The following is a 15,719-nucleotide window of genomic DNA, read 5'->3' on the forward strand; positions in this document are numbered from 1 at the left end:
CTGCTGGCCCGGCACCTGGTGGCCGAGCGGGGCGTGAAGCACCTGCTGCTGCTCTCCCGGAGTGGTGCCCAGGCCCCCGGTGCCGAGGAACTCCAGGACGAACTCGTGGAGTTGGGTGCCGAGGTGACCATCGCGGCCGCCGACGCGGCCGACCGCGAGGCGCTGGCCGCCGCGATCGCCGCGATACCGAAGCGGCACCCGCTCACCGCCGTGGTGCACACCGCCGGCGTGGTGGACGACGGCGTGCTCGCCGCCCTCACCCCCGAGCGGCTGCGGACCGTCTGGGCCCCCAAGGCCGACGGCGCCCGCCACCTGCACGAGCTGACCAGGGGTCACGACCTGGCCGCCTTCGTGCTCTACTCCTCCGTCGCCGCCGTGCTCGGCGGTCCCGGTCAGGCGAGCTACTCGGCGGCCAACACCTACCTGGACGCGCTCGCCGCCCACCGGCGCTCGATCGGCCTGCCGGCCCAGTCGCTGGCCTGGGGCCAGTGGGCCGAGGCCAGCGCCGTGACGGCGCACCTCACCGAGGCCGACCGCCGCCGGGCCGCCCGGGCGGGCCTGCGGGCGATCGGCGCCGCGCAGGGGGCCCGGCTGTTCGAGGCGGCGGCCCGGGCCGAGGATCCCCACCTGGTCGCGGCCCCGCTCGACCTGGCCGCCCTGCGCGCCCAGCCCACCCTGCCCGTCCTGCTCACCGCCCTGGTCCCGCCCGCCCGCCGGGCCGCCGCCCGGGCCACGGCCGCCACCGGCCCGGCCCTGCTGCCGAAGCTGCTCGCGCTGACCGGCCCGGAGCGCACCGCCGTCCTGCTGGAGCTGGTGCGCACCGAGGTCGCGGGCGTGCTCGGCACCGAGGCCGCGGCCGTCGGCGAGGAGCGCCCGTTCAACGACCTCGGGCTGGACTCGCTGACCGCCGTCGAACTGCGCAACCGCCTCACCGCCGTCACCGGCCTGCGGCTGGCCCCGACGCTCACCTTCGACCACCCGGACCCGGTGCAACTCGCTTCCCACCTGGCCGAGTTGGTGGCGGAAGCACCCGCCCCGGGCGCCGTCGCGGTGGCCACCGCCCCCGACGGTGAGGACCCGCGCCACCCGCTCTCCACCCTCTACCGCCGGCTGGCCGCCCAGGGCAGTTTCGGCGAGGCCTCCGCGCTGATCGGCGTGGCCTCCGCGCTGCGCTCCCGCTTCACCGTCGCCGAGCGGGCCGAACACGCCCTGGAGCCGCTGCAGTTGGCCTCCGGTGAGGGGGAGACGGCCGTGGTCGCCTTCCCGGCCCTGAGCGCCATCTCCGGCCCGCACGAGTACGCCCGCCTGGGCCACGCCTTCCAGGGCGAGCGCGACTTCTTCGTGCTCCCCTCGCCCGGCTGGACCCCGACCGACCTGCTGCCCGACACCCTGGACACCTTCCTCACCCTGCACACCGAGGCGGTGCTCCGACTGGTCGGCCCCGACCGGCCGTTCGTGGTGCTGGGCCGCTCGATGGGCGGCTGCGTCGCGCACGCCGTCACCGAGCGGCTGGAAGCGGCCGGACGGCGGGTGGCCGGGCTCGGCCTGGTGGACTCGTACCCGATCGACAGCGCCGTCCGTGAGGGCATGGGCGAGTGGTGGCTGACCGCGATGCTCACCGGCATGGTCGACCGGATCCAGCAGTACGACATGGTCTGGAGCGACGCCAGCCTGACCGCGATGGGCGGCTACAACTCCGTCTTCGTCGGCTGGCAGCCCGGCCCGGTGCAGGCGCCGGTGCTGGCGCTGCGCGCCGACACCCCCCTGCGCGGCACGGTGATCGACCCGACGGGCCGTCACGACTGGCGCGCCTACTGGCCGGTGCCGCACGAGGTGCGGGACATCACCGGTGACCACTTCACCGTGCTGGAGCAGCACACCCCGACGACGGCGGACGCCGTCCGGCAGTGGATCGAGACGAAGGAGCGGGCATGGGCAGCAGCCCGGTAGTACTGGTGACCGGAGCGGCCTCCGGGATCGGCGAGGCAGTGGTGCGGCTGTACGCCGAACGCGGCCACCGGGTGGTCGCGGTGGACGTGGACAAGTACGGCCTGGACGCGTTCGCCGAGCTGGACGGGGTGGCCACCCTGGTCGGGGACGTCTCGGAGGAGGCGACCAACGAGCGGGCGGTGGAGCTGGCCGTCGAACGGTTCGGCCGGTTGGACGCCGCCGTGCTCAACGCCGGTACGGGCGGCGGCGGTCCGCTGGAGTCGGCGGGCGCGGTGGAGCGCTTCGACCGGCTGTTCGCGGTGAACGTGCGCAGCGTGGTGCTCGGCATCCGCTCGGCCGTCCCGGCCCTGCGGGCCGCCGGGGGCGGCGCGATCGTCGCCACCTCCTCGGTCTCCGGCCTGCGCGGCGACCCCGGCACCTGGGCCTACAACGCCACCAAGGCCGCCGTCATCAACCTGGTGCGGGCCACCGCCATCGACTACGCGGCCGAGGGCATCCGGATCAACGCCATCGCCCCCGGCGGCACCGTCACCGCCCTGACGGCGGCCCAGGTCGCCGACCCGGAGTTCTCCGCCTTCATCACCCGCCGCATCCCGGCCCAGCGCTGGGCCGAGGCGAGGGAACAGGCCGAGGTGGTCTGGTTCCTGACCTCCCCGGCCGCCTCCTACGTCACCGGCGTCACCGTGCCGGTCGACGGCGGCCTGAGCGCCAACGGCGGCATCCTGCTGCCGCCGGCCGCCACCCGCTGACCACCCTTTTTCCGTCAACCACCGAGGAGAGAACGAACAGTGAGCACGCTCGAGGACAACAAGGCCGTCGTCCTGCGCTACTACCACGAGCTGGTCAGCGGCCAGCGGATCGACCTGGTCGAGGAGCTGATCGCCGAGGACGCCGTCGACGAGAGCCGGGTCGGCCCCGACGGACCGGGCAGCCAGGAGGACTTCCGCGAGCACCTGCGCTGGCTCTGGAGCAACGTCCAGGACGTCAAGGCCACCGTCGAGGACCTGGTCGCCGAGGGCGACCTGGTGATCGCCTACTGGCGGATCGAGGGCGTCCACGTCGGCCCGATCTTCGGCATCCCGGCCACCGGCCGGCCCTTCGTCGGACACAGCGTCAGCCGCCTGACGGTGCGCGACGGCAGGGTGGTCCGCTACAGCGTGCTGCCCGACCGCCTCGGCATCATCCAGCAGCTCGCCCCCGTCGCCGTCTGACCCCCTACCCCTTACGGGCCCGGCCGGACTCGTCCGGCCGGGCCCGTCCCTTGGAGGCCGCCATGACCCTCACCCTCGAGGACGCCGAGCAGCTGCGCCAGCTGCTGGCCCGCTTCTCGCACGCCTTCGACAACGCCGACGCCGAGGCCCTCGGCACCGTCTTCGCCGAGGACGGCGTCATCGAACTCGCCCGCACCGGTGCCGTGTTCAAGGGCCTGGAGGCGATCCGCGCCTTCAGCCGCGACCTCGGCCCCGAATCCCCCGACCACCAGACCCTGGACAGCACCTTCGCCCTCGACGAGGACGGGGCGGTGCGCGGCCGCAGCCGCTACCTGGTCCTGCTGGCCGACGGCAAGGTGCACAACGGCGAGTACCTCGACGTCTACGTCCGCACCCCTGCCGGCTGGCGGATCGCCTCCCGCCGCTCCGTCCCCCGCTACCCGCTGCCCGGGTCAGCCCAGTAGCGCCAGCACCCGCTGCACGGCCTCCGCCACGGGGGCCCCGACCGCGCCGACGGTGGCGGCGATGCCCGCCACCGCCAGCAGCGCCCGGCGCCGCTCCTGCGCGGGCGGCGCCGGCGCCTCGATGACCGCCAGGCTCTCCGCCACGACCTGTGCGTTCAACGGAGCCAGGGCCGCCTGGAGTTCGCGCAGCTGTACGGCGAGTGCCAGGAGCGCCGCGGCCAGCTGCGGCGGGTCGGCGGCGGGCGGATGGTGGTGGACCACCTTGCCGGTGTTGTTGGTCCCGCCGTGCAGGTGGATGTTGTCCCCGTAGTGCTGGTTCACGTGAGCACCTTCCCCGTGTTGCCGCTGCCGCCGTACAGATTGATGTTGTCGCCGATCTGGTAGTACCTCGGATTCACCGTCACCCTCTGCATCGTGTACCGGAATTCGTGGTCGGGGTTCTCCAGGGTGTGGGTCAGGATGTCGAGCAGTTCGATGATCCTGCGCCGTTCCGAGGAGGTCACCACCGCGGTCGGGCCCCCGGCGGTGTCCACCAGCAGGACGGGCACCGAGCGGCCGGCTACCGCGCGCAGTGCGTCGCAGAGCAGGAAGGCCGTGAGCAGTCCGGCCACGGTCAAGGCGACGTCCTCGTCGATGCGGCCGTAGGGACCGGTCGTGGCGATGACGATGATCAGGCCGAAGGCGGCGAACGCCAGGAACCGCATCCAGACCCGGTGCAGCGCGGCCCGGCGGTCGGGTTCCAGCTCCGTCGCACAGACCCTGGTGACGTTGCTCAGCGGATAGGCGGCGCTCCCGACCCACAGCAGCCGCTTGTCGACCCGCACCACGACGTCGCCGTACGGCACGCCGCCGGCCGACGGCGGTGCGGTCGGCCGCGGTGGGATCGCCGGTGTTCCGGTGGACGACATGCAATTCCCCCTCCGCCTCGGATCGCCCCGATGGCGATCGGCGGGCAACCAAGCATGCATCAGACGGCCGGAGTTGACGAGGGTGCGGTCGGGATCACCCGGCCCGGTCCGGTGGCGGAACCCGTCGCCCGGAGGGGCTGCCCAGGGGTGGGCTAGGGGTTGCGTAGGGGTCCGCGAGCAGCACCGCCTCGGCAGACTTCCCAGCAGCTCAGCACCTCTTACTTTCCTCTCGCAACAAACGGAGCACACCGATGCCCAGAACCGGGCCCCGTCCCGTCCCGCTGCTCGCCGCACTCGCCGCGGGCACCCTGCTGCTCACCGGCTGCGGCTCCGGCGCCACCGGTTCGGCGGCCCCGGCCAAGGACGGCGGCGCCCAGGGCACCCCCGTCCAGGGCGGCTCGCTCACCTACGCCACCGACGTGGAGCCGATCTCCTTCGACATCCACGTCAGCCAGCAGGACGTCACCGGCGCCATCCAGCGCAACGTCTTCGACTCCCTGGTCCAGCAGGACGCCAAGGGCGAGTTCCAGCCCTGGCTGGCCACCAAGTGGGAGGCCGCGCCGGACCTGAAGAGCTTCACCTTCCACCTGCGCGAGGGCGTGAAGTTCACCGACGGCACCCCCTTCGACGCAGAGGCGGTGAAGACCAACTTCGACCGGATCGTCGCGAAGGAGACCAAGTCCCAGTACGCGGCCAGCCTGCTCGGCCCGTACGCCGGGACCGAGGTGATCGACCCGAAGACCGTGAAGGTGAACTTCAACGAGCCCTTCGCCCCCTTCCTGCAGGCCGCCTCCACCCCCTACCTCGGCTTCTACTCGCCGAAGACCATCAAGGAGAACGGCTCCAAGCTCGGCGCCGGCGGCCCCGCCGACGTCGGCACCGGCCCGTTCGTGTTCTCCGCCTACACCAAGGGCCAGAGCGCCGTCTTCACCAAGAACCCGGACTACAACTGGGCCCCGGCCGGCGCCGCCCACCAGGGCCCGGCCTACCTCGACAAGCTGACGGTCCGTTTCCTCACCGAGGACTCCGTCCGGCTCGGCGCGCTCAACAGCGGCCAGGTCCAGGTCGCCGACCCGATCCCGCCGTCCGGCGTGAAGACCGTCCAGGCCGACCCCAAGCTGAAGACCGTCTCCACGGACGCCCCCGGCGCCGTCTACTCCCTCGTCCTCAACACCTCCAAGGCCCCGCTGGACGACCCGCTGGTGCGCAAGGCGGTGCAGCGCGGCATCGACGTCGAGACCGACGTCAAGAGCGTCTACTTCGGCGTCAACAAGCGGGCCTGGAGCCCCGTCGCGCCCACCACCCCCTTCTACGACAAGTCCCTGGAGAACAGCTGGGCCTACGACAAGGCGCTCGCCGAGAAGTCCCTCGACGAGGCGGGCTGGACCACCAAGGACGCCGACGGCTACCGCACCAAGGACGGCCGGCGGCTCACCATCGAGTGGCCGCTGCCGCCCACCGAGTTCGTCCGCGAGCAGCGCGACACCCTCGGCCAGGCGATCCAGGCCGACCTGAAGAAGATCGGCATCGAGGTCACCCGCCCCCGCCTCGACATCGGCACCTACATCGCCCAGGTCTACGGCGGCAAGGTGCACATCGCCGACTACAGCTGGGCCCGGTTCGACCCGGACGTGCTGCGGCTGTACTTCCACAGCGCCAGCCAGCCCGCCAAGGGCGGCCAGAACGCGACCTTCCACAAGGACGCCCAGCTGGACGAGTGGACCACCAAGGGCAAGGAGACCTTCGACAAGACAATCCGTCAGGAGGTCTACGGCAAGACCCAGCAGCGCGCCATCGAGCTGGGCCTGATCGTCCCGCTGTACGTGCGCACCGCCACCGTCGGCCAGTCCGCCCAGGTGCACGGCCTCGCCGCCGACCCGAACACCTGGCTGCGCTTCCACGACGCCTGGCTGGGCAAGTGACATGACCCACGACGACCTGACGGCCCCTCCGTCACCCCAGGGGCTCCGGACGGCGGTGCCCGCGCTGCTGCGGCGGCTGCTGGTCCGCCTGCTGGGCGCCCTCGCGGTCCTGATCGGGGCCGCCACGGTCGCCTTCGCCGCGCTCCAGCTGGTCCCCGGTGACCCGGTCACCGTGATGCTCGGCCCCGGCACCGCCGCCACCCCCGAGGTGAAGGCGGAGATCCGGGCCGCCTACGGCCTGGACCAGCCGGTCGCGGTGCAGTACCTGCACTACCTGGGCCGCCTGCTCGGCGGCGACCTGGGGGAGTCCTACCAACTCCAGCGGCCGGTGGCCGGGCTGATCGCCGATCAGCTCGGCCCCACCGTCCAGCTCGCTCTGGCGGCCCTGGTGCTGGCCGTCGCCCTGGCGCTGCTCACCGCCACGGCGACGGCCGGCCGCCGGCCCGCCCTGCGGGGCCTGAGCTCCCTGCTGGAACTGCTGGCGGTCTCCAGCCCCTCCTACTGGATCGGCATCCTGCTGCTCACCGCCTTCTCCTTCCAGCTGCGGATCTTCCCGGTCGCCGGTGACCAGGACCTCTCCGCCCTGGTGCTGCCCGCGCTCACCCTCGCCCTGCCGCTCACCGGGGTGCTCACCCAGGTGCTCCGCGAGGGCCTGGAGAGCACCCTCGGCCAGCCCTTCGTGCTCACCGCCCGCTCCCGGGGCCTGGCACCCGCCGCCGTCCTGCTGCGGCACGCCCTGCGGCACACCGCCGGGCCGGTGGCCACCCTGACCGGCTGGCTGACCGGCTCGCTGCTGGGCGGCGCGGTGCTGGTCGAGACGGTCTTCGGCCGCCCCGGCATCGGGGCGCTCAGCCTCCAGGGCGCCGTCAACAAGGACATGCCGCTGGTGATCGGCCTGGTGCTGCTCTCCGCGCTGGTCTTCGTGCTCATCTCCACCCTGGTGGACCTGCTCCACCTCGCCGCCGACCCCCGCCTGAGGAGCCGCTGACCCATGGCCCGGACCACCGTCCCCGGCCGGACCACCCTGGTCCTGGCCTCCGCCCTGCTGGCGCTGATCGCGGCCGTCGCCGTCGCCCCCGGCCTGTTCACCTCGGCCTCCCCGGTGGAGACCGACCCGATCCACGCCCTGGCCGCACCCAGTGCCCAACACTGGTTCGGCACCGACCAGTTGGGCCGCGACCTGTTCTCCCGGGTGCTGTACGGCGCCCGCCCCTCGGTGCTGCTCGGCCTCGGTGCCACCGCCCTCGCGGTGGCCGGCGGCGCCGCCCTCGGCCTGGCCTCCGCCCTCGGCGGCCGGGCCACCGACCAGGTGCTGATGCGGGCCGCCGACGTCCTGCTCTCGCTGCCGCCCATCCTGCTCGCCCTGCTGGCCGTCACCGTGCTCGGCACCGGCTCGGGCAACGTGATGGCCGCCATCGCCATCGCCTTCGTCCCCGGCTACGCCAGGATCGTCCGGGCCGAGACCAAGGTGGTGCAGCGCTCCGGCTACGTGGAGGCCGCCCGGCTGCTGGGCGTGCGCACCTGGGAGCTGATCCTGCGTCACGTGCTGCCCAACGCCGTCGGCCCGATGCTGGTGCTGGCCACCGTCGGCTTCGGCGCCGCCCTGATCGCCGCCTCCGGGCTGAGCTTCCTCGGCCTCGGGCCGCAGCCGCCCTCCCCGGAGTGGGGCGCGATGCTCTCCCAGGGCCGCAGCTTCCTCCAGACCGCCTGGTGGATCGGCGTCTTCCCGGGCGCCGCCATCACCCTCACCGCGCTCGCGGTCAACGCCGTCGGCCGCCGCGCGCAGCGCCGCTTCACCCGGAGGACCCCCGCATGACGCTGCTCACCGTCGAAGGACTGGACGTGCGCTTCGGCGCCGCCGAGCGTGCGGTCCGCGCCGTCCGGGAGGTGTCCTTCACCCTGGACCGGGGGGAGTGCCTGGCCGTGGTCGGCGAGTCCGGCTCCGGCAAGAGCGTCACCGCCCGCAGCCTGGTCGGACTCACCGGCCGCGGCTCCACGGTGACGGCCCGTCGGCTGGAGTTCGACGGCACCGACCTGACCGCCCTCGGCGAGTCCGGCTGGCGCGGGGTGCGCGGACGGCGGATCGGCCTGGTGCTCCAGGACGCCCTCACCTCCCTCGACCCGCTGCACACCGTCGGCGCGGAGGTGGCCGAACCGCTGCGGGTCCACGGGCTCGCCCCGCGCGCCGAACGCCCCTCCCTGGCCGCCGCCCTGCTCGGCCGCGCGGGCGTGCCCGAACCGGAGCGGCGGGCCGCGCAGTACCCGCACCAGCTCTCCGGCGGGCTGCGCCAGCGCGCCCTGATCGCCTCCGCGCTGGCCGGCTCCCCGGACCTGCTGATCGCCGACGAGCCGACCACCGCGCTGGACGTCACCGTGCAGGCCCAGGTGCTCGACCTGCTGGCCGAACTACGGCACGGCGGAACGGCGTTGCTGCTGATCAGCCACGACCTCTCGGTGGTGGCCCGCACCGCCGACCGGGTCGCGGTCATGTACGGCGGCCGCATCGTCGAGACCGGCCCCACCGACCGCCTGCTCGCCGAACCCCGCCATCCCTACACCCGCGCCCTGCTCGCCGCCGTCCCCGGCCCCGCCACCCGCGGCCACCGGCTCTCCGCCCCCGTCCTGGACCGCCCGCGCCCCACCCCGGACGGCTGCGCCTACGCGCCCCGCTGCGCCCGCGCCGACCGCACCTGCCTGGAGGCGATCCCGGCCATCGACCACCACGGCACCCGCTGCTGGAACCCGGTCCTGGAGGTCTCCGCCGCAACCACCCGTCCCGTCAAGGCCCCTGACGCCCCGTCCGCCCGTGCCACCACCCCCGCCCCGTCCGCCCGTGCCACCGCCCCCGTCGTGTCCGCCCGCACCGCCGCCCCGTCCGCCCGTGCCACCACCCCCGCCCCGTCCGCCCGTGCCACCGCCCCCGCCCCGTCCGCCCGTGCCACCGCCCCCGTCGTCGAGGTCGACCGGGTGACCAAGGCGTTCGGCGGCCGCCCCGTGGTCCGCGGCGTCTCGCTGCGCCTGGCCGCCGGAGAGGTGCTCGGCCTGGTCGGCGAGTCCGGCTCCGGCAAGACCACCGTGGCCCGGATGGTGCTCGGGCTGGAGCGGCCGGACTCCGGGACCGTCCGCCTCGGCGGCGCCCCCTGGAGCGAGCTGCCCGAGCGCCGCCGCCGCGCCCGGCGGCTGCGCCTGCAGTCCGTGCCCCAGGACCCGCTCGGCTCCTTCGACCCCCGCCACACCGTGGAGCGGGTGGTCGGCGCCGCCGTGGCCCGCACCGGTACCGCCCGGGGCGGGGCGGCCCGCCGGGCCCGGGTCGCCGAACTCCTCGACCAGGTGGGCCTGTCCGCCGCCCTGCTGCCCCGCCGCCCGGCCGAGCTCTCCGGCGGCCAGCGCCAGCGCGTCGCCATCGCCCGCGCGCTGGCACCCGCCCCCGAGGTGCTGGTCTGCGACGAACCGGTCTCCGCCCTCGACGTCTCGGTGCAGGCCCAGATCCTCGACCTGCTGGCGGACTTGCGCGAGCACCTCGGCCTCGCGATGCTCTTCATCTCGCACGACCTCGGGGTGGTCCACCACCTGGCCGACCGCGTCGCGGTGATGACGGACGGGAGGCTGGTGGAGACCGGCGAGGTCACCGAGGTCTTCGCCCGCCCGGCCGCCGCCTACACCCGTCGCCTGCTCGCGGCCGTCACCACCCTGGAGGTACCGGCATGACCGGGGGCACCCTGTACGCCGTCAGCGACCTGCACGTCGGCCACCCCGAGAACCGCAAGGTGGCCGAGGAACTGCTCCCCACCTCACCCGAGGACTGGCTGATCGTGGCCGGGGACGTCTCCGAGAGCTTCGAGGACATCGGCCGCACCCTGGGCCTGCTGCGCGAACGCTTCGCCAAGGTCGTCTGGGCCCCCGGCAACCACGAGCTCTGGACCACCCCCGACGACCCGGTCCAACTGCGCGGCGAGGCCCGTTACCGCGCCCTGGTCGAACTCTGCCGCGAACTGGACGTGTTGACCCCCGAGGACCCGTACGCCGTCTGGCACGGCGAGGGCGGGCCGGTCACCGTCGCCCCGCTCTTCGTGCTCTACGACTACACCTTCCGCCCGAGCGGCACCACCACCAAGGAGCAGGCCCTCGCCGTCGCCCGCGCGGCCGGGGTGGTCGGCACCGACGAGATCGTCCTGCACCCCGACCCGTACCCGGGCCTGGACGCCTGGTGCGCGGCCCGCCTCACCGAGACCGACCGCCTGCTCGCCGCCCGGGACCGGGCCCTGCCCACCGTCCTGGTCAACCACTTCCCGCTCCGCCGGGAGCCCACCCTGGTGCTGCGCCACCCCGAGTTCGCCCTCTGGTGCGGCACCGAGCACACCGCCGACTGGCACCTGCGGTACGACGCCGCCGTGGTCGTCTACGGCCACCTGCACATCCCGCGCACCACCGTCCACGACGGCGTCCGCTTCGAGGAGGTCTCGCTCGGCTACCCCCGCGAGTGGAAGCCGCGCGGCGGCCCGAGCGGCCTGCGCCGGGTCTTCCCGGCGGCCGGGGAGGCCCCGCCGGGCGGCGGAGGGTTCCGGTGATCGGCGGCCTGCTGCCGGCCGCCGCGGCCTGGGCCGAGTCCACCGCGGACGGGGAGGACGCGGAACTCCTGCCCGAGGAGGCCGCCCTGACGGGGCGGATGGCCCCCGGACGGCTGCGCGAGTTCACCGCCGTCCGGGCCTGTGCCCGCCGCGCCCTGGCCGGGCTCGGCGAGCCGCCCGCCCCGATCCTGCCCGGCCCCCGGGGCGAACCGCGCTGGCCCGCCGGGCTGGTGGGCTCGATGACCCACTGCGCCGGCTACCGGGCCGCCGTGGTGGCCCGCCGCACCGACCTGCCCACCCTCGGGATCGACGCCGAACCGCGCGCCCCGCTGGGCCCCGGCCTGCTGGACGCCGTGTCGCTCCCCGCCGAACGGACCAGGCTGGCCACGCTGCACCGCCGCGCCCCCGAACTCCCGTGGGACCGGCTGCTGTTCTCCGTCAAGGAGAGCGTCTTCAAGGCCTGGTACCCGCTCACCCACCGCCCGCTCGGCTTCGAGGAGGCGGACGTCACCCTCGTCCCGGACGGCACCTGGCACGCCCACCTGCGGCTGCCCGCGGCCCCCCGGGCCCCCCGTTCCTTCGCCGGCCGCTGGGCCGCCACGGACACCCACGTGCTCACCGCGACGGCCCGGCCCGGCTTCTGACGCGGCGTCGGCGGTCAGCCCTGTCGCTGCTCGATCTCCACCAGGTACGCGTCGACGTTCTCCAGTGCGGTCGTCAGCCGCTCACGGGCCAGGGTCAGCATCTGCTGCTGGGCGGTGAGCACGCTGTCGACGTCGCCGCTCTGGACGGCGTCGAAGCCGGCCGCCATCGCGGTGGTGAGCAGGTTCGAGGACTCGGCGGAGTAGGCCGCGGCGACGGCGACCGGCCCGGCGGCGCCGGAGCGGGCGAAGACGGAGAGCGGGAAGGACGCCCGCCAGAGCTGCCAGGCGATGAAGTTCGCCTGCAGCAGGTCGTTCTCGGCGACACCCGCGGAGATCAGCTGGCCGGGCCAGACCTCCTGCATCTCCTCGTCGTCCGGGTAGGCGAAGTCGGCGGTCATCGCCTCCGCCTGCACCGCGCCCAGGAGGGAGTTGAGCAGGCCCATCCGGTAGAGCTCGAGGTTCTTGTGGCGGGCCGCGTAGTAGGCGTGCGCCTCCGGGGTGTTCTCGCCCTGGAAGTAGCCCAGGGCGACCAGGGCCCCGGCCATCTGCTCGACCGTCAGGGGCGGGCCGTCGTTCTCCACGTTCGTCATGCGGGCACGCTACCGGCCCCGACTGACGAAATCATCTGCCGGGGCCGGGAACTGTCGGTGCGTCAGCTGGTGGTGATGGAGGTGTCGTCGATCAGGAAGCTGGTCGCGAGCGAGGAGTCCTCGACACCGTTGAACTTCAGGGTGACGCTCTGGCCGGCGTAGGCCGAGAGGTCGAAGGTGCGCAGGTCGTACGTGGCGGTCTTGTCCACGTTCGAGTAGGTCTTCAGCGCGGTGCCGTTCACCGTCACGGTGAGCTTGTCGTAGACGGTGGAGCCGGTCTCGGCGGTGTCGATGCGCAGGTAGAACCCGAGGGTGGCCTTGCAGCCGGCCGGGATGGAGACGGTCTGGGTGGCGCTGTCGGTGTGGGCGGAGCCGTAACCGTTCAGCCAGGCCTTGTACGAGCCGGTGCGGGCGGGCTTGCTGGTGCCGTTGTCGATCACGCCCGAGGTGATGGTCCAGGCGCTGTTGCCGGACTCGAAGCCCGCGTTGGCGAGCAGCTGGGCCGGGGTGCAGGTGCCGCCGCCACCGCCGTTGACGGTCCAGGAGAAGCTGGTGGAGCCGGTGCGGTTGCCCGCGTCCTTGGCCGTCACGGTGACCGTGGAGCTGCCGGCCGTGGTGACGGTGCCGGTGATGCGGCCGGAGGAGGAGATCGACAGGCCGGCCGGCAGGCCGGTGGCCGAGAAGGTCAGCGGGGCGGTGCCGCCGGTCGCGCCGATCTGGAGGTCCACGGCACCGTTCAGGGCGGTGGTCTGGTTGCCCGGGTTGGTGACGGTCGGGGCGGTCCCGGCCGGCTTGGTGAGCAGGCAGCCGGCGACGCTCAGGTCGATGGCGCGGTTGGTGCCCAGGCAGGTGGTGAACCAGTACACCTGCTGGCCGTAGCTCTGCCCCTTGGTGGCGGTGGTGGTGCCGTCCGCGTTCACCTCGCAGGGGTTGTTCATGGTGCACATGGCGCCGTCGTCGTTGCCGGTGTTGTTGATGCCGACCACCTGCTTGCTGGTGGCGTCGACGATCGGCGAACCGGAGGTGCCGTGGGTGGTGTTGCAGCCGCTGCTGTAGCGGATCGAGTCCTGCCAGGTCCACTGGTCCTCGCGGAGGGTGCCCACGAAGCCGTTGATGGAGCAGTTCCAAGTCTGCTTCCAGTAGCTGGAGGGTATGAACATCGACGAGCCGTTGACCGGGTGGGTGTCGGCGATGGTCAGCGCGGTGGCGCCGAACTTGGAGGTGATCGACGCGAAGGTGTCGGTCAGCTGGTAGAGCGCCACGTCGGTGCCGGTCATGGTCGCGTACAGGATCTTGTCGGCGTTCACGGTGCCGAGGGAGCCGCCGGAGGCGTTGAGCAGGGTGCCGGAGCGGCTGGCGGTCTGGTTCTGGACGACCTGGCCGGCCGACGGCATGGTCGGCAGGCAGTGGCCGTTGGTCAGCATCAGCGCGCGGTCGGTGGACACCGAGGAGGGGTAACGCACCAGTGAGGCCGAGCAGTTGCTCAGGGCGATGGTGGAGGTCAGATCGCCCGCCTGGACGGCCTGCGCCGGCGTGACGGCCGAGGTCAGCAGGCCCGCGACGATCGCGGCCGTGCCGAGCCCGGCGGTAAGTCCCTTGAACATGGGTCTCCTTGTGGGGGAACGCCGAGCGCACGAACGGATGCGCACACTCAGGCCGCTGAAAAATGCCATGCCCGCCTCAACACGTCAACACCCCCGACAGGACCGGTCGTTGGCGCCCCGATCCGGAGCGATCCCTTCCGAATCCGACCCGTTGTGCCCCTCCCCGCTGACCGGATCGTTCCGCATCCGGCCCCGATGGTGCCTTCAGCGGCCGCCCCCCGTCGGCCAGGATGGAGCCATGACCAACGCACTGATCGTCATCGACGTCCAGGAGTCCTTCCGGCAGCGGGAGGACTGGGCCGCCGTCTCCGACCCGGAGATCGTCTCCAAGGTGGCGCGGCTGGTGGACCACGCCCGCGGGCAGGGCGACCTGGTGGTCTGGGTCCTGCACAGCGACCCGGACACCGGCACCGTCTTCGACCCGGCCAACGGCCTCGTCCGCCTGATGGACGGCCTCACCCCGGCCTCCGGCGAGCCCACGCTCGTGAAGACCAGCCACAACGCCTTCACCACCACCAACCTCCAGCAGCTCCTCACCCTCGCGGGCATCCGGGACCTGACGGTCTGCGGCATCCGCACCGAGCAGTGCTGCGAGACCACCACCAGGGTCGCCGCCGACCTCGGCTACCAGGTCACCTTCGTCGTCGACGCGACCGCGACCCACCCGATCGCCCACCGCGACGCCCCCGCCGGCCGCACCCTCGCCGAGGTGCTGGCCGACCCGCGTACCCTGTCCACCGACGAGATCATCGCCCGCACCGAGTACGCCCTCGCCGGCCGCTTCGCGCGGGTCACCACCGTGAAGGAGCTGACCGGATCGTGACCCGGGTGGTCTTCCTGCTCGTCCCCGGCCTGCACCTGCTGGACCTCGCCGGTCCGGCCCAGGTGTTCTCCACCGCGGCCGACTTCGGCCTCGGCTACCGGACCGGCTACGTGGCCGAGCGGGAAGACGTGTCCAGCGCCCAGGGCCTCACCCTGCGTGCCTCCACCTCCTGGCCCGCCCTCGGGGCGGGCGACCTGGTGGTGGTCCCCGGCTGGCGCTCCACCTCGCTCTCCGTCGAGGTACCGCTGCACCGCTCCACCCTGGACCGCCTGACGGCCCACCACGCGGCGGGCGGCACCGTCGCCAGCGTCTGCGCGGGCGCCGACGCCCTCGGCCGGGCCGGCCTCCTGGACGGCCGCCGCTGCACCACCCACCACGACCTCCAGGAGGAGCTCGCCCACCGCTACCCGGCCGCCACCGTCGTCCGCGACGTCCTCTACGTCCAGGACGACCGGGTGATCACCTCGGCCGGCATCGCCAGCGGCATCGACCTCGCCCTCCACCTCCTCGCCGTCCGCCACGGCCCCGCCGCCGCGGCCCGGGTCGCCCGCGACATGGTCGTCTACGCCCGCCGCAACGGCGACGAACCCCAGGCCAGCGCCGTCCTCCGGCACCGCTCCCACCTCAGCGACTCCGTCCACCGCGTCCAGGACCGCATCGACGCCGCCTTCGCCGACCGCCTCACCCTCACCGACCTCGCCACCACCGCCGGCCTCAGCGAACGCACCCTCACCCGCCGCTTCACCGAAGCCACCGGCCTCACCCCGCTCCGCTACCAGCAGGAGCTCCGGGTGGAACGCGCCGAACACCTCATCACCCACGGCACCACCGTGGAGGCGGCGGCCCGGGAGGTCGGGTTCCAGGACGCGCGCATGCTCCGGCGCCTCCGCGCCCGGACGCCGGGGTAGGCGCGGCGCCCCCACTACGATGGACCGTCCGGGGGCGGCGAGGGAGGGGACGCTCGGGGATGCGCGACCGTGGTGGGGCGTCGGTCAGGAGCTCAGGCGACGCGTGCGCATCGAGCGCGGGCTCCCT

Annotated in this window: 15 protein-coding genes and 1 pseudogene; 12 read left to right on the forward strand and 4 right to left on the reverse strand. The window is 73.6% G+C overall.

The genetic code is table 11. From position 1 onward, the window contains the following. Positions 1-18: 18 nt before the first annotated feature. The 4 genes and pseudogenes from ACIA8O_RS04585 to ACIA8O_RS04600 form a co-directional block, all read left to right on the forward strand. Positions 19-1,950, forward strand: a pseudogene (locus tag ACIA8O_RS04585) (type I polyketide synthase); the annotation flags it as partial. After that, on the forward strand, positions 1,932-2,699 hold the full coding sequence (locus tag ACIA8O_RS04590; protein ID WP_396292038.1) for an SDR family NAD(P)-dependent oxidoreductase: 768 nt from the start codon (positions 1,932-1,934) through the stop codon (positions 2,697-2,699). The pseudogene ACIA8O_RS04585 and the gene ACIA8O_RS04590, both read left to right, overlap by 19 nt. A gap of 39 nt (positions 2,700-2,738) precedes the next feature. After that, complete coding sequence (locus ACIA8O_RS04595; RefSeq protein ID WP_396292039.1) at positions 2,739-3,161, forward strand: ester cyclase; 423 nt, start codon at positions 2,739-2,741, stop codon at positions 3,159-3,161. A 62-nt stretch (positions 3,162-3,223) separates the two neighbouring features. Further along, positions 3,224-3,625, forward strand: coding sequence for a nuclear transport factor 2 family protein (locus ACIA8O_RS04600; protein ID WP_396292040.1), 402 nt, complete (start codon positions 3,224-3,226; stop codon positions 3,623-3,625). On the opposite strand, the gene ACIA8O_RS04605 is transcribed toward ACIA8O_RS04600, so the two are convergent. After that, positions 3,614-3,946, reverse strand: a complete 333-nt coding sequence (locus ACIA8O_RS04605; RefSeq protein WP_396292041.1) for a hypothetical protein — start codon at positions 3,944-3,946, stop codon at positions 3,614-3,616. The two genes, ACIA8O_RS04600 and ACIA8O_RS04605, sit on opposite strands and share 12 nt — an antisense overlap. Next, complete coding sequence (locus ACIA8O_RS04610; protein WP_396292042.1) at positions 3,943-4,533, reverse strand: DUF6232 family protein; 591 nt, start codon at positions 4,531-4,533, stop codon at positions 3,943-3,945. Before ACIA8O_RS04610 ends, ACIA8O_RS04605 begins: the two co-directional genes overlap by 4 nt. 251 nt (positions 4,534-4,784) lie before the next feature. Between ACIA8O_RS04610 and ACIA8O_RS04615 the strand changes: the two genes are divergently transcribed. Genes ACIA8O_RS04615 through ACIA8O_RS04640 form a run of 6 tightly spaced genes read left to right on the forward strand, consistent with a single transcriptional unit; the run spans position 4,785 to position 11,667 of the window. Continuing rightward, entirely contained in the window at positions 4,785-6,455 is a 1,671-nt protein-coding gene (locus tag ACIA8O_RS04615) for an ABC transporter substrate-binding protein (RefSeq protein WP_396292043.1), read from the forward strand. A gap of 1 nt (position 6,456) precedes the next feature. Then, on the forward strand, positions 6,457-7,443 hold the full coding sequence (locus tag ACIA8O_RS04620; RefSeq protein ID WP_396292044.1) for an ABC transporter permease: 987 nt from the start codon (positions 6,457-6,459) through the stop codon (positions 7,441-7,443). Positions 7,444-7,446: 3 nt separating this feature from the next. Further along, positions 7,447-8,271, forward strand: a complete 825-nt coding sequence (locus tag ACIA8O_RS04625) for an ABC transporter permease (RefSeq protein WP_396292045.1) — start codon at positions 7,447-7,449, stop codon at positions 8,269-8,271. Then, entirely contained in the window at positions 8,268-10,163 is a 1,896-nt protein-coding gene (locus ACIA8O_RS04630) for a dipeptide ABC transporter ATP-binding protein (protein WP_396292046.1), read from the forward strand. Before ACIA8O_RS04625 ends, ACIA8O_RS04630 begins: the two co-directional genes overlap by 4 nt. Further along, the gene (locus ACIA8O_RS04635) at positions 10,160-11,023 is read left to right on the forward strand and encodes a metallophosphoesterase family protein (protein ID WP_396292047.1); all 864 of its coding nucleotides are present in this window, start codon (positions 10,160-10,162) and stop codon (positions 11,021-11,023) included. Before ACIA8O_RS04630 ends, ACIA8O_RS04635 begins: the two co-directional genes overlap by 4 nt. Further along, positions 11,020-11,667, forward strand: a complete 648-nt coding sequence (locus ACIA8O_RS04640) for a 4'-phosphopantetheinyl transferase (protein WP_396292048.1) — start codon at positions 11,020-11,022, stop codon at positions 11,665-11,667. Before ACIA8O_RS04635 ends, ACIA8O_RS04640 begins: the two co-directional genes overlap by 4 nt. A 14-nt stretch (positions 11,668-11,681) precedes the next feature. On the opposite strand, the gene ACIA8O_RS04645 is transcribed toward ACIA8O_RS04640, so the two are convergent. Together ACIA8O_RS04645 and ACIA8O_RS04650 are read right to left on the reverse strand one after the other, a co-directional pair. Then, entirely contained in the window at positions 11,682-12,257 is a 576-nt protein-coding gene (locus ACIA8O_RS04645; protein ID WP_396292049.1) for a DUF6245 family protein, read from the reverse strand. A gap of 62 nt (positions 12,258-12,319) precedes the next feature. After that, positions 12,320-13,861 carry a putative Ig domain-containing protein gene (locus tag ACIA8O_RS04650; protein ID WP_396292050.1) on the reverse strand — a complete coding sequence of 514 codons (1,542 nt, stop codon included), beginning with the start codon at positions 13,859-13,861 and terminating at the stop codon, positions 12,320-12,322. Positions 13,862-14,099: 238 nt separating this feature from the next. Between ACIA8O_RS04650 and ACIA8O_RS04655 the strand changes: the two genes are divergently transcribed. Together ACIA8O_RS04655 and ACIA8O_RS04660 are read left to right on the forward strand one after the other, a co-directional pair. Continuing rightward, positions 14,100-14,684 (forward strand): cysteine hydrolase family protein, encoded by a 585-nt coding sequence (locus tag ACIA8O_RS04655; protein WP_396292051.1) that lies wholly within the window; start codon positions 14,100-14,102, stop codon positions 14,682-14,684. Further along, the gene (locus tag ACIA8O_RS04660) at positions 14,681-15,592 is read left to right on the forward strand and encodes a GlxA family transcriptional regulator (RefSeq protein WP_396292052.1); all 912 of its coding nucleotides are present in this window, start codon (positions 14,681-14,683) and stop codon (positions 15,590-15,592) included. Before ACIA8O_RS04655 ends, ACIA8O_RS04660 begins: the two co-directional genes overlap by 4 nt. Positions 15,593-15,719 lie beyond the last annotated feature (127 nt).

This window comes from Kitasatospora sp. NPDC051853, from assembly GCF_044452665.1.
Taxonomy (GTDB): Bacteria; Actinomycetota; Actinomycetes; order Streptomycetales; family Streptomycetaceae; genus Kitasatospora.

Excerpts from the sequence above, each read along its gene's own strand:
- ACIA8O_RS04590 (WP_396292038.1), top strand. The coding sequence starts at position 1,932 with ATGGGCAGCAGCCCGGTAGTACTGGTGACCGGAGCGGCCTCCGGGATC.
- ACIA8O_RS04610 (WP_396292042.1), bottom strand. The coding sequence starts at position 4,533 with ATGTCGTCCACCGGAACACCGGCGATCCCACCGCGGCCGACCGCACCG.
- ACIA8O_RS04650 (WP_396292050.1), bottom strand. The coding sequence starts at position 13,861 with ATGTTCAAGGGACTTACCGCCGGGCTCGGCACGGCCGCGATCGTCGCG.
- ACIA8O_RS04655 (WP_396292051.1), top strand. The coding sequence starts at position 14,100 with ATGACCAACGCACTGATCGTCATCGACGTCCAGGAGTCCTTCCGGCAG.
- ACIA8O_RS04635 (WP_396292047.1), top strand. The coding sequence starts at position 10,160 with ATGACCGGGGGCACCCTGTACGCCGTCAGCGACCTGCACGTCGGCCAC.
- ACIA8O_RS04615 (WP_396292043.1), top strand. The coding sequence starts at position 4,785 with ATGCCCAGAACCGGGCCCCGTCCCGTCCCGCTGCTCGCCGCACTCGCC.
- ACIA8O_RS04600 (WP_396292040.1), top strand. The coding sequence starts at position 3,224 with ATGACCCTCACCCTCGAGGACGCCGAGCAGCTGCGCCAGCTGCTGGCC.
- ACIA8O_RS04625 (WP_396292045.1), top strand. The coding sequence starts at position 7,447 with ATGGCCCGGACCACCGTCCCCGGCCGGACCACCCTGGTCCTGGCCTCC.
- ACIA8O_RS04645 (WP_396292049.1), bottom strand. The coding sequence starts at position 12,257 with ATGACGAACGTGGAGAACGACGGCCCGCCCCTGACGGTCGAGCAGATG.
- ACIA8O_RS04630 (WP_396292046.1), top strand. The coding sequence starts at position 8,268 with ATGACGCTGCTCACCGTCGAAGGACTGGACGTGCGCTTCGGCGCCGCC.
- ACIA8O_RS04620 (WP_396292044.1), top strand. The coding sequence starts at position 6,457 with ATGACCCACGACGACCTGACGGCCCCTCCGTCACCCCAGGGGCTCCGG.